General features: G+C 66.7%; 14 protein-coding genes. All 14 read right to left on the bottom strand.

Features of this window, described 5'->3' with window-relative positions:
• Nucleotides 1-23: 23 nt before the first annotated feature.
• Nucleotides 24-146 carry a hypothetical protein gene (locus ABNP31_RS06215; RefSeq protein ID WP_075044023.1) on the bottom strand — a complete coding sequence of 41 codons (123 nt, stop codon included), beginning with the start codon at nucleotides 144-146 and terminating at the stop codon, nucleotides 24-26.
• The gene (locus ABNP31_RS06210) at nucleotides 143-1,345 is read right to left on the bottom strand and encodes an MFS transporter (protein ID WP_269136190.1); all 1,203 of its coding nucleotides are present in this window, start codon (nucleotides 1,343-1,345) and stop codon (nucleotides 143-145) included. The genes ABNP31_RS06215 and ABNP31_RS06210 overlap by 4 nt, the downstream gene beginning before the upstream one ends.
• Before the next feature lie 63 nt (nucleotides 1,346-1,408).
• The gene (locus ABNP31_RS06205; protein ID WP_046617187.1) at nucleotides 1,409-1,813 is read right to left on the bottom strand and encodes a MarR family winged helix-turn-helix transcriptional regulator; all 405 of its coding nucleotides are present in this window, start codon (nucleotides 1,811-1,813) and stop codon (nucleotides 1,409-1,411) included.
• Nucleotides 1,814-2,076: 263 nt separating this feature from the next.
• Nucleotides 2,077-3,195, bottom strand: coding sequence for a glycoside hydrolase family 5 protein (locus ABNP31_RS06200; RefSeq protein WP_350013405.1), 1,119 nt, complete (start codon nucleotides 3,193-3,195; stop codon nucleotides 2,077-2,079).
• 342 nt (nucleotides 3,196-3,537) lie between these two features.
• On the bottom strand, nucleotides 3,538-4,260 hold the full coding sequence (locus ABNP31_RS06195; RefSeq protein ID WP_350013094.1) for an adenosylcobinamide-GDP ribazoletransferase: 723 nt from the start codon (nucleotides 4,258-4,260) through the stop codon (nucleotides 3,538-3,540).
• A gap of 1 nt (nucleotide 4,261) precedes the next feature.
• Nucleotides 4,262-4,828, bottom strand: a complete 567-nt coding sequence (locus ABNP31_RS06190) for a histidine phosphatase family protein (protein WP_350013093.1) — start codon at nucleotides 4,826-4,828, stop codon at nucleotides 4,262-4,264.
• A complete protein-coding gene (cobT, locus tag ABNP31_RS06185) occupies nucleotides 4,825-5,880 on the bottom strand; it encodes a nicotinate-nucleotide--dimethylbenzimidazole phosphoribosyltransferase (protein WP_350013092.1) in 1,056 nt (351 codons plus the stop codon). The genes ABNP31_RS06190 and cobT overlap by 4 nt, the downstream gene beginning before the upstream one ends.
• Entirely contained in the window at nucleotides 5,877-6,398 is a 522-nt protein-coding gene (cobU, locus tag ABNP31_RS06180) for a bifunctional adenosylcobinamide kinase/adenosylcobinamide-phosphate guanylyltransferase (RefSeq protein WP_085665792.1), read from the bottom strand. Before cobU ends, cobT begins: the two co-directional genes overlap by 4 nt.
• 1 nt (nucleotide 6,399) lies before the next feature.
• Nucleotides 6,400-7,854, bottom strand: a complete 1,455-nt coding sequence (locus ABNP31_RS06175; protein ID WP_085665791.1) for a cobyric acid synthase — start codon at nucleotides 7,852-7,854, stop codon at nucleotides 6,400-6,402.
• Nucleotides 7,851-8,843 carry a threonine-phosphate decarboxylase CobD gene (gene cobD / locus ABNP31_RS06170; RefSeq protein ID WP_350013091.1) on the bottom strand — a complete coding sequence of 331 codons (993 nt, stop codon included), beginning with the start codon at nucleotides 8,841-8,843 and terminating at the stop codon, nucleotides 7,851-7,853. The genes ABNP31_RS06175 and cobD overlap by 4 nt, the downstream gene beginning before the upstream one ends.
• Nucleotides 8,836-9,744 (bottom strand): adenosylcobinamide-phosphate synthase CbiB, encoded by a 909-nt coding sequence (gene cbiB, locus ABNP31_RS06165; RefSeq protein WP_015269245.1) that lies wholly within the window; start codon nucleotides 9,742-9,744, stop codon nucleotides 8,836-8,838. The genes cobD and cbiB overlap by 8 nt, the downstream gene beginning before the upstream one ends.
• Nucleotides 9,741-10,391, bottom strand: coding sequence for a 5,6-dimethylbenzimidazole synthase (gene bluB, locus ABNP31_RS06160; RefSeq protein WP_085593449.1), 651 nt, complete (start codon nucleotides 10,389-10,391; stop codon nucleotides 9,741-9,743). The genes cbiB and bluB overlap by 4 nt, the downstream gene beginning before the upstream one ends.
• Nucleotides 10,388-11,683, bottom strand: a complete 1,296-nt coding sequence (locus ABNP31_RS06155) for a cobyrinate a,c-diamide synthase (protein ID WP_350013090.1) — start codon at nucleotides 11,681-11,683, stop codon at nucleotides 10,388-10,390. The genes bluB and ABNP31_RS06155 overlap by 4 nt, the downstream gene beginning before the upstream one ends.
• Entirely contained in the window at nucleotides 11,680-12,291 is a 612-nt protein-coding gene (gene cobO / locus ABNP31_RS06150) for a cob(I)yrinic acid a,c-diamide adenosyltransferase (RefSeq protein WP_013971375.1), read from the bottom strand. Before cobO ends, ABNP31_RS06155 begins: the two co-directional genes overlap by 4 nt.
• Between the last annotated feature and the right edge of the window lie 12 nt (nucleotides 12,292-12,303).

Raw genomic sequence — 12,303 nt, 5'->3', positions numbered from 1 at the left:
TCCCTGAACTTGCAGGGTAGCGCCTAACAAACACTCATGCCCAGCTGCATCAGCGCCATCCCACCCTTGTGCCAGCCCCACCACACCAGCGCCAGCAGCAACAGGGCAGCGACGGCCAGTAGCCCTCGAGCCAGGTAGCGGTTCATGCGGCCTGGGCCTGCAGGCGGGCGACCGGGCGTTCGCGCACGGGCCAGTTGAGGGCGGCAGCCAGCAGGCTGAGCAGGATGGATATCTGCCAGACCATGTCGTAGCTGCCAGTGCGGTCATACACCACCCCGCCCAACCAGCCGCCCAGGAAGGCGCCCAGCTGGTGGAACAGGAAGACGATACCGCCAAGCATGGACAGGTTGCGCACGCCGAACACAGTGGCCACCGTGCCGTTGGTCAACGGCACCGTGGACAACCACAGCAGGCCCATGGCGATGCCGAACAGGTAAGCGCTGACTTCAGTCACCGGCGCCCAGAGGAACAGCACGATCACTACCGCACGCAGCAGGTACAACCCGGTCAGCAGGCGCGGCTTGGACATGCGCCCGCCCAGCCAGCCCGCGGTGAAGGTACCGACAATATTGAACAGGCCTACCAGCGCCAGCACCGTTGTGCCGGTGGTCGCGGCCAGGTGCTGGTCGACCAGGTAGGCCGGCAGGTGCACGCCAATGAACACCACCTGGAAACCACAAACGAAAAAGCCCAGCGCCAACAACCAGAAGCCGGAGTGCGAGCACGCCTCGCGCAGGGCCTGGCCCAGGGTCTGTTCGGCACCATGGGTGGGCAGCGGCCGGTCGCGCAGCAGGCCGACGAAGGGCACGATCAGCGCCACCATCAGGCCCAGCACCAGCAACGCTGCGGACCAGCCCAGCCACTGGATCAGGCCGAGGGTGCCCGGCAACATGGCGAACTGGCCGAAAGAACCGGCAGCGCTGGCAATGCCCATGGCCATGCTGCGCTTCTCCGCCGGCACGGCACGCCCGACCACGCCGAGGATGACCGAGAACGAGGTGCCGGACAGGCCGATGCCGATCAGCAAGCCGGCACTCAGCGACAACGACCAGGCCGAGTCGGCCATGCCCATCAGCACCAACCCGGCAGCGTAGAGAATACCGCCAATGATCACCACCCGCGCCGCGCCCATGCGGTCGGCCAGGGCGCCGGCGAACGGTTGCGCCAGCCCCCAGATCAGGTTCTGCAAGGCAATGGCGAAGGCGAACACCTCACGCCCCCAGCCAAAGTCCGCGCTCATCGGCGCCAGGAACAGGCCGAAGCCGTGCCGCACACCCAGGGATAGCGCCAGGATCAGCGCTGCCCCCACCAATACCCACCCGCTGGTTCGCCACACCGAAGTCATTGTCGTTATCTCCAGCACATCGCAAGGTTTTACGGGTATATACCCGCTTATAGTCGTATCAATTCAAGCCAGCTGGTTCAGCAAACGCACCAGTTCATCCCGCTGCCCTGCCCCCAGCCGCTCCACCAGTTCGGCCTGAGCCTGTTCCCAGGCTGGATGGGCAGCGTGCAGCAGCTGGGTACCGGCCTCGGTCAGCAGCACCACGCGGTTGCGCTGATCGTCACCATCGGCCAAGGCCACCAGCCCTTCAGCCTCCAGCACCCGCAGGTTGCGGCCCAGGGTACTGCGCTCCAGGCCCATGGCCTCCGCCAGGGTGGTGATACTGGGGCGATCGAGCCGCTGCAGATGACGCAACAGGGAAAACTGGGCGACATTGACCCCGAAGCCGGCAAGGGCCTCGTCGTAATGCCGGCTCACCCCACGGGCGGCACGACGCAGATGGGTGCAGATGCATTCACTGGTCAACATGGATACGTGTATATACCCGCGTCATGTGTGTTGCAAGAGATTTCACGATTACCGACGCCCCTCAGCCCTGATGCCTGTCAGATAGCGTTAACGGGACTCTGTGGGAGCGGGTGTGCCCGCGAACACCGGCGAAGCCGGTGCCATACACCACGTCGCCTGCTTCGCGGGCATGCCCGCTCCCACAGAGCCCTGCTAAATCCATGATTTATGTGTTGTTCTGTGGGAGCTGGCTTGCCGGCGATGGGCCGCAAAGCGGCCCCCAATTACTTAACCAGGTTCAAGCGCCGGCGAATCGGCTCGAACTCTACTGTAGCCTTGCGCGCCAGCGGGTCTGGAACGCCCTGCTCGATTGCCTGCCAATAGCGCCACGGCACCTTGGCCGAGCCCAGTTCGTAGTCCATGCCGTCCCAGTTATCTTCACGGAAGCTGTAGAAGGCCCAATGCAACTGGTGGCGATCCAGCACGCTGAGCACGTCTTCCAGGTATTGCCGGCAGCCCGGCAGCCTGCGCATACAGCCGAACTCGCCCACTACCAACCGCGAGCGGGGCACGTTCATGGCCGCGGCCCAGTCCAGCGGCCGGCGCAGGTATTGCGCCACACGCTGGCCATCCCACTGCTGCGTCTGCCCCGCGAATGGTGCCGGGCCGGGATAGGCGATGGGTTGCTTGCGCGTCATGTTCGGTGCACTGGTCACCAGATAGGGCTCGTACATGTGCACGCTGTACAGCACTCGCTGGTCTTCCAGAGGTGACGGCCAGTAACCGAAGGCGTCAGCGGCGGCGAACCAGCCGGCATCGAGCATGACCGGCGTGTCCGCGTCCTCCTCGCGAATGGCCGCTATCAACCGCCGATACAGGGCCGGCAGATCACGCGCACTGCCCTGCTGCCGTGCATACCACTGCTGCATTTGCCCAGGGTCGGCATGCTCGGCCAGGCCACCTTGCTTCTCCGGGGCGGGCTCGTTGACCAGGTTGTAGGCGGCGATGGCCGGGTGACCTTTCAGCTCACGCGCCAGATCCCGCCAGAAGGCCTCAGCCTGCAACCAGTAGCGTTTCTCCTGCCAGAGGCGGTCGTCGAACTGGCCCTGGTTGTTTTGCGACCAGCGCATGCCGGGTAGCGAGAGCGGTGCGATGACCACCTTGAGGTCGGCCTGATGGGCGCGGTCGAGGGTGGCTCGCAGCGTGGCCAGGTCGGCCGCAGGCAGGCCTTGGTAGGCATCGGCATCGCCGAGGAGGAAGTCGCGTTCCGCCGGCTGCCATTTGTCGTAGGACAGCCGCACCCAGGTCGCGCCATAACCGCTCAAGGCGTCGAAGTAGGCTTGATCAGGCGGCAGCCGGTTGAAGCTGTTGCCACCGTGGCGGGGGGTGTTCCAGAAATCCATGAGATCGGCTGCGATGACAGCAGGCCCCATGGCCAACAAAAACGCAGCGAGAATGACATGACGCATGGTGCCGACACTCCTCGACAGTTCGCGGGAGGAGCAAGCATACGCCAGTGAAAAGATGCCGGTTCTTGCTGAGTTTTTTCAGGAATTTACCGACACGTTAGGCTCAGAAACGCCCTACAGAAACATCCTGCTTGCGCGGCCACTTGTAGGAGCGGCCTTGTGTCGCGAAAGGGCTGCAAAGCAGCCCCACGATTTCAGCGTTAGTGCATAAATTGCCGGGGCTGCTTTGCAGCCCTTCGCGACACAAGGCCGCTCCTACAGGGTCCAGAGCAAGGCTCAGAGGCCCAACGCCAACCCCAGCACCACGGCCAGTTCGAGCAACTCCAGCATTGCACCAGCGGTATCACCGGTAGTCCCGCCCAGGCGCCGGCACATCAGTTGTCGCAACCAGGCAAACACCGCCAACGCCAGTACCACGACCCACCCGCCCAGGACCACGCAAAAAAGCACACAGCCCAGCAGCACCCAGCCGGCCGCATGCCGGGGCAGGTGCTCGGCCAGCGCTTGCCCCAAACCACCCTGCCGTACATAAGGCGTACTCAGGAACAATCCGAGCATCGCCGCCCGCCCGATCAACGGTGCCAGTAGCAACTGCACGCCAATGCCCTGCTCGACCAGCACCCACAACGCGCAGAACTTCAACAACAGCACCAGCACCAGGGTGACCACGGCAATCGGCCCGCTACGCGGGTCTTTCATGATCAGCAGGGTGCGTTCGCGGTCACCGAAACCACCCAGCCAAGCGTCGGCGCTGTCCGCCAGGCCATCCAGATGCAAGGCGCCACTGAGCAACACCCACAACGTCAGCAGCAGGGCCGCGTGCAACGGCGCCGGTGTACCCTCCAGCAAGTGGCTGGCCAGCCACAGCAACAGGCCGAACAGCAACCCGACCAGCGGGTAGCAGAGCAGCGAGCGCCCCACCTCGCGCGGCGCCGGCATGCCCGGCAGACTCACCGGCAGGCTGCTGAGAAACTGCAAGGCAATCCACAACGGCAACATTTCAGCGCCCCTCGACCAACTGGCCGTCGTCACCCGGCACCAATCGCATCAGCGCAGCGTGGCCGACTTCGACCTGCAGCAACTGCGCCCTCGGCAAACCACGGGCACGGGCCAGCAGCAGCCGTATCACGCCGCCATGGGTGACCAGCAGCACACGCTTGCCAGCATGCTGATGGCTCAGGCGCTCGACAGCCGCCAGCACACGCTCGGCGAACGCCTCGACCGGCTCGCCATTGGGCGGTGTAAACGCGTAAGGGTCCGCCCAGAAGCGCCCCAGCGCGTCCGCCTGGTCTTCCATGATCTGCGCCGCACTAAGGCCTTCCCAGTCGCCAAAATGCAGTTCCTGCAACGCCGCTTCGCGCTGTACCGGCAGGTTCAGCCGCTCGCCCAGTTCCTCGGCAAAACGCGCACAGCGCTGCAGCGGCGAACTGACCAGCACCTCCCACGGGCCGGCTTCGGCCACGGCGTGACGCATCTGCGCCCAGCCCTTGTCGGTCAAGGCATCATCAAGGCTGCCACGCAGGCCGCCCTGTTCCGTTTCGCCATGGCGCAGCAGGTCGAGGATCATGCCGGGCGGTCCGCCACCGCAGCCTCGGCGAAGGTAGCCATCTGCCCGTGCAACGCACAGGCCAGGCGCAACAGCGGTACGGCCAGGGCAGCTCCACTGCCCTCGCCCAGGCGCAGTCCCAGGGCCAGCAACGGCTCGGCCTGCAACGCGTCGAGCAAGCCTTTGTGCCCAGGCTCTGCGCCTTGGTGGGCGAACAGCAACCAGGCCCGGCACTGCGGGTTGAGGCGCACCGCCAGCAGCGCGGCGACGCTGCAGATGAAGCCGTCTACCAGCACCGCGATACCCGCCTGCGCACAGCCGATGTAGGCACCGGCCAGGGCCGCGATCTCGAAACCACCGACACAACCCAGTGCCTGCAATGGATCGTTGGCGCTCAGGCCATGCAGGCTCAGCGCCCGTTCGATGACCTCGGCCTTGTGCCGCACCCCGGCGTGGTCCAGGCCGGTACCCGGGCCACTCAACTCAGCCGGCGGGCAACCCAGCAAGACGCTGGCCAAGGCAGCGGCAGCCGTGGTGTTGCCAATACCCATCTCGCCACCGATGAACAGCTGCGCGCCCTGTTCGGCGGCGCGCAGGGCACTATCGCGGCCAGCCTGCAGGGCGGCCTGCAGCTGGCCCTCGGTCATCGCTGGCTGGCGGGCGAAGTTGGCGGTACCGGCGCCCAGGCGCAGATGGCGCACGCCAGGCAGTTCCAGGTGCGGGTCGATGGTGCCCAGGTCGACCACTTCCAGGCTTGCCTGCAGCTGGCGCGCCAGCACGCTGATTGCCGCGCCACCACCGACGAAGTTGCGCAGCATCTGCCCGGTCACCGCTTGCGGGTAGGCCGAGATGCCTTCCTCGACCACGCCGTGGTCACCGGCAAAAATGCTGATTGCGGCGTGATCCAAGGTCGGCCGTTCACACCCCTGCAGGCCGGCCAGCTGAATGGCCAATCCTTCCAGTTGGCCGAGCGAACCGGCAGGTTTGGTCAGCTGCTGCTGACGGGCGCGGGCCTGGTCCATGGCGGCGTTGTCGAGGGGTTGGCAGGCGTCACGCCACCAGGCTTGGGTCATAGTGCAGGTCCTTTGAGCATTAGGGGCAGGCCGGCCACGGTCAGCACCACGCGCTGACAGCGTTCGGCCACGGCCTGGTGCAGCCAGCCGGCCAGGTCGACATAGCGTCGGGTCAGCTCGCCCATGGGCACGACGCCCAGGCCGGTTTCGTTACTGACCAGGATGACCGTGCCCGGCAACTTTTCCAGGCAGGCCAGCAGCGCATCACGCTCCTCGGCCAGGCGCTGGTCGTCTTCGAGCATCAGCAGGTTGGTCAACCACAGGGTCAGGCAATCCACCAGCAGGCAGCGCCCTTCGGCCGCTTCGGCGCGCAGTACCGCGGCCAGGGCCAGGGGCTCTTCGATCAACCCCCAGTCATCGGGGCGACGCTGGCGGTGCAGCAGCACGCGTTGGTTCATTTCACCATCCAGCGGCTGGCTGGTGGCGATATAGGTCACCGGCAGGCCACTGGCGCTGGCCAGCTGTTCGGCCAGGCGGCTCTTGCCCGAACGGGCGCCGCCGAGGATCAGGTTGAGCATGTCAGGCCACCCCACAGAGCTCGCGCAGGCGCGCGGTGTCCAGGTGCTTTTCCACCAGGTCGGCCAGGCGCTCGATATCGCGTTCGCGCAGGGCCTGGTAATCGACGGCCTGCACATCATCCAGCCCAGCCCAGCGCAGCAGCGCCGCGCACGACTGGCTGCCTTCGAAAAGGCCGTGCAGGTAGGTGGCAAGTATCTGGCCATCAGCGCTGACAGCACCATCGCAACGGCCATCGGCAAGTTGCACGGCTGGCTGCTCCAGGGCAGGCCCCGTGGTGACGCCGGCATGAATTTCATAACCGGCAACCGGGACTGCTTCCAGGTTCAGCGTGCCGGCAACGTTGCGCAGTTGCTTCTCGGCTTCGAGCACCGTGGCGTAATCGAGCAGGCCAAGCCCCGGGCTGGAGCCGGCGGCACCTTCGAGACCAAGCGGGTCATGCACTTCGCGGCCCAGCATCTGCAGGCCACCGCAGATCCCGATCAGCTTGCCGCCATAGCGCAGGTGCCGGTCGATGGCCTTGTCCCAACCGCGCTCACGCAATTGCGCCAGGTCGCCGCGCACACTCTTGGAACCCGGCAGGATGATCAGGTCGGCAGCCGGGATCGGCTGGCCCGGGCCGATGAACTGCAGGTCCACCTGGGGGTGCAGGCGCAGTGGGTCGAAGTCTGTGTGGTTACTGATACGCGGCAGCACCGGGACGATCACCTTGAGCACGCGCTCGGTCTTCGTCCCCTGGCGCATATCGATGCCGTCTTCGGCTTCCAGATGCAGATCGGTGACATACGGCAGCACGCCCAGTACCGGCTTGCCAGTGCGTTGCTCCAGCCAGTCCAGCCCCGGCTGCAGCAAGGCGATGTCGCCGCGGAAGCGGTTGATGACAAAGCCCTTTACCCGCGCCTGCTCACTGGGCGACAGCAGTTCCAGGGTGCCGACCAGATGGGCGAACACACCACCACGATTGATGTCGGCAACCAGGATCACCGGGCAGTCCACCGCTTCGGCAAAGCCCATGTTGGCAATGTCACCGGCACGCAGGTTGATCTCCGCTGGCGAGCCCGCACCTTCGACCATGACCACCGGCCAGGCAGCACTCAGGCGCTGGTGCGAAGCCAGCACCGCCTGCATGGCGATAGCCTTGTAGTCGTGGTAGGCCACCGCGTTCATGCTGGTGACGGCACGGCCATGGATGATCACCTGGGCGCCGGTGTCGCTGTTGGGCTTGAGCAGCACCGGGTTCATGTCGGTATGCGGCTGCAGCCGGCAGGCCTGGGCCTGCACCGCCTGGGCCCGGCCGATTTCACCGCCGTCGGCGGTCACCGCGCTGTTCAGCGCCATGTTCTGTGGCTTGAACGGCACCACGCCGACGCCCTGGCGCAACAGCCAGCGGCACAGTGCAGTCACCAGCGTGCTCTTGCCGGCGTCGGAGGTGGTGCCTTGCACCATGAGGGTGGTCATGCCGTTTCCTTCTGATAGGCCGCCAGGGCCTGGGCCAGGCGCTGTTCGTCCACCGCATGGGCAGGCAGCCCAAGGCGTACCGCCGGCGGGTGCTCGAACAGCCGCACCAGGATGCCGCGGCGGGCAAGAAAGTCATGCAGTTGCGCAGCGTGCTCGCTGCGTACGTACTGGAACAGGTCGCAACCACCGCTGGGCGCCAGGCCGGCACTGCGCAACAGCATAGCCAGCCGCTGGCTGGCGGCAGCGCAGCGTTCGACCTGCACACGCTGGGCGGCGTGGTCGGCCAGGCTGGCCTGGGCCAGCACCCGGGTCGGGCCATTGACGGTCCACGGCCCAAGCAACTCGGCCAGGCGCAGCAGCAGGCTGAGTTCGGCGGCAACGAACCCCAGGCGCACGCCGGCCAGGCCGAAGAACTTGCCGAACGAGCGCAGCACGATCAGCCCCGGGCGCTCGGCACAATCGACCACGCTTTGCGCCGGGGTGTTGTCCATGAACGCTTCATCGACCAGCAGCCAACCACCGCGGGCAGCCAGGCGCGCATGCCAATCCAGCAGGCGTTCACGCGGCACCCGGCGGCCGGTGGGGTTGTTGGGGTTGACCAGCACCAGTACGTCAAGGCTGTCGAGCGTCGCCTCGACCTGCGCTTCGTCCAGCTCCAGCAACTGGTGCCCCGCCCGTTCCCAGGCGTATGGGTGCTCGGCATAGCAAGGCGTCAACACCCCTACCTGGCCGGCTGCGCGCAACAGCGGCAAGGCCTGGATCGCGGCCTGGGAACCGGCCACCGCCAGCAATTGGCGTGCGCCGTAATACGCACGCGCGGCGTCCTCCAGGCCATCCTCGGTCTCCGGCAGGCGAGCCCAGGCCTCCACGGGAATCGGTGGAATCGGGAAAGGCCATGGCGCAATGCCGCTGGACAGGTCGAGCCACTGCTCACGGGCGATGCCGTATTGCCGTACCGCCCGCAGCAGGCGGCCTCCGTGTTCAAGCATTGATATAGGCCCCCAGGCAGATCACCAGCAGCCACAGCCATACGCCGCGCTGCACCAGGCCCCAGCCGCGCTCGATGGCGTCGGCGTCGGCCATTGGCCCGTCACCCAGGCGTGGCCGCTCATGCAGCTCGCCGTGGTACACCGCCGGGCCACCGAGTTCCACACCTAACGCACCAGCACCGGCGGCCATCACCGGCCCGGCATTGGGGCTGTCCCACAGCGGGCCCTGCTTGCGCCAGCAGGCCAGGGCCAGGCGGGTCTTGCCCAGCAGCGCGTAGGTCAACGCCACCAGCCTGGCGGGAATATAGTTGAGCACATCGTCGACGCGCGCCGCGCACCAGCCGAAGCGTTCGAAGCGCTCGTTGCGGTAGCCCCACATCGCGTCCAGGGTGTTGCTCAGGCGGTACAGCACCACGCCCGGCGCGCCGGCGACCACGAACCAGAACAGCGCGGCGAATACCGCATCGCTGCCATTCTCCAGTACCGATTCGGTGGCCGCCCGGGCAACCGCAGGTTCGTCCAGTTCACGGGTTTCGCGGCTGACCAGGTAGCCCACACGGCGCCGCGCTTCTTGCAGGTCACCCTGGCGCAAGGCACTGGCCACCGGCAACACGTGTTCGCCCAGGCTGCGCAGCCCGACGGCGCAGTACAGCGCCAGCACGTCGACCAGCCAGCCGATGTACGGCAGCCAGGAGAGGATCAGTGCCACCAGGGTAAGCGGCACCACGGCCAGGAACCATGCGCTCACCCCGTGGCTGCGCCAGCCGCGCCCACCGGCATTCAGGCGGCGCTCGAGGTTACTGGCCATGTTGCCGAAGGCTACCAGCGGATGGCGCCGCTGCGGTTCGCCCAGCAAGGCATCCAGGGCCACCCCGGCCACAGTCAGCAAGGCGACGCTCATTGGCGCTCTCCCCATTGATTCTCAAAGAGCATTTCACTCAAGGGCCGTTCCTCGGCCCAGTTTTCCAGCACCAGCATCGGTGCCGGGTAGAACTCGGTTACCGGCCCCAGGCACAGCACCGCGACCGGCTTGGCCCCGGCCGGCATGCCCAGCAGCGCCGCCAGCGCCTGCGGGTCGAACAGCGACACCCAGCCCATGCCCAGGCCTTCGCCACGGGCTGCCAGCCACAGGTTCTGGATGGCGCAGGCCAGCGAGGCCAGGTCCATTTCCGGCAGGGTGCGACGGCCGAAGATATGCGGCTCGCGGTTGTCCATCAGGGCGGCCACCAGCAACTCGGCGCAGTCATTGATGCCCTCCACCTTCAGTTTCATGAAGGCGTCGGAGCGTTCGCCCAACGCTTCGGCGGTACGCACCCGCTCTGCTTCCACCAAGGCCTGGATGCGCGCACGCAGGTCGCGCTGGGTGATGCGGATGAAACGCCAGGGCTGCATCAGCCCGACGCTTGGCGCCTGGTGCGCGGCAGCCAACAGGCGGCCCAGCAGTTCCGGGGCTACCTCGCCGCCGGCGAAATGGCGCATGTCACGGCGTTCGCCGATGGCCCGGTAGATCGCGGCGCGCTCGGCGTCGCTGTAGGCGTGTTCGCTCATGGTCGCAACAGCGCCGCCGCCGCATCCGGGTTGGAGGGGAAGTAGAAGTGCACGTAGGAAGCCGTCAGCCGACCCAGGCGGTACACCGCTTCGTTGCCACGCCCGCCATTGGGGCTCAGGCCACGTGCGATCGGCTCCAGTGCGGTACTGGTCAGCGAATGGTGATAGGTGTGCCCGCGCAGGGTGCCTTCCGGCAGTTCCACCGCCTGCAAGGCCAAGGCAGCCAAGCGCTTCTGCATGGTCGCTTCGCCCGGCAGCAGGCCGAGCAGCTCGGCACGCTCGCCGGCCACGTCGGTCAGGGCATCGAGCAGATACAGCATGCCACCGCACTCGGCCAGCAACGGTTTGCCCTGGGCGTGATGGGCGCGTATTGCCTCGCTCATCGGCGCATTGCCGGCCAGGGCGTGGTGGTGCAGTTCGGGATAACCGCCCGGCAGGTACAGGCTGTCTACTGCCGGCAGTTCGCGGTCATGCAGCGGCGAGAAGAACTCCAGCTGTGCGCCCAGGTTGCGCAGCAGGTCGAGGTTGGCGCCATAGGTGAAGGCGAAGGCCTCGTCTCGCGCCACGCCAATGCGTACACCGGCCAACGAGGCAGCACTGGTTTGCGGCTCGGGTTCGGCAAAGGTCACTGGCGGCGGCAAGGCCGCATCGCAACTGGCGCCAAGCGCCTCGGCAGCGGCATCCAGGCGCGCGTCCAGGTCGTTCAGCTCGCTGGCCTGGACCAGCCCCAGGTGGCGGCTGGGCAGCTCGATACCGCGCTCGCGGGACAAGCCGCCATACCAGCGCAGGCCCTCGGTCAGGCTACCTTCCAGCAGTTGCGCGTGGCGCAGGCTGCCGACCCGGTTGGCCAACACACCGGCAAACGGCAGGTCCGCCTGGTAGCGTGCCAGGCCCAGGGCCAGGGCGCCGAAGGTCTGGGCCATGGCCGTGCCGTCGATCACCGCCAGCACCGGCACGCCGAAGTGGCGCGCCAGATCGGCGCTGGACGGCGTGCCGTCGAACAGCCCCATCACCCCTTCGATCAGGATCAGGTCGGCCTCGCCGGCGGCTTCCCACAGCAGGCGGCGGCTTTCCTCGGCGCCGATCATCCACAGGTCGAGTTGGTACACCGGCGCGCCGCTGGCCCGCTCGAGGATCATCGGGTCGAGAAAGTCGGGCCCGCACTTGAACACCCGCACCTTGCGCCCAAGGTTGCGGTGCAGGCGGGCCAGGGCGGCGGTGACGGTGGTCTTGCCCTGGCCAGAGGCCGGTGCCGCGATCAGCACGGCGGGGCAATGGCGCGGCTGGCTCACAGTTCCACGCCCTTCTGTGCACGGATGCCGGCCTGGAAGGCGTGCTTGAGCATGCCCATCTCGGTCACGGTGTCGGCCAGTTCGATCATCTCGGGTTTCGCGGCACGGCCAGTGACGATCACATGCTGCATCGGTGGGCGGGCCTGGATGTCGGACAGCACCTGGTCAAGGTCGAGGTAGCCGTGCTTGAGGGCGATGTTCAGTTCATCGAGCACCACGAACTGCACGCTAGGGTCTTGCAGCAACTGGCGCGACACAGCCCAGGCCGCTTCGGCGGCGGCAATGTCGCGCTGGCGGTCCTGGGTTTCCCAGGTAAAGCCCTCGCCCATCACGTGGTAGCGCACCTGCTCGGGGAAGCGGCGGAAGAACAGCTCTTCGCCGGTGCTGTTGCGGCCCTTGATGAACTGCACCACACCGCACTGCATGCCATGGCCCAGGGCGCGCGCGAGCATACCGAAGGCCGAGCTGCTCTTGCCTTTGCCATTGCCGGTCAGCACCAGCAGCAGGCCGCATTCGTTGGGGGAATTGGCGATGCGTTCGTCGATGATCGCCTTCTTGCGCTGCATGCGCGCCAGGTGGCGTTCGTCGCGTTCGGTGGATTCGCTCATCAGGGTTCTCCG

Source organism: Pseudomonas asiatica (assembly GCF_040214835.1).
Taxonomy (GTDB): Bacteria; Pseudomonadota; Gammaproteobacteria; order Pseudomonadales; family Pseudomonadaceae; genus Aquipseudomonas; species Aquipseudomonas putida_Z.
This window is presented reverse-complemented; position numbering and strand designations above follow the sequence as displayed.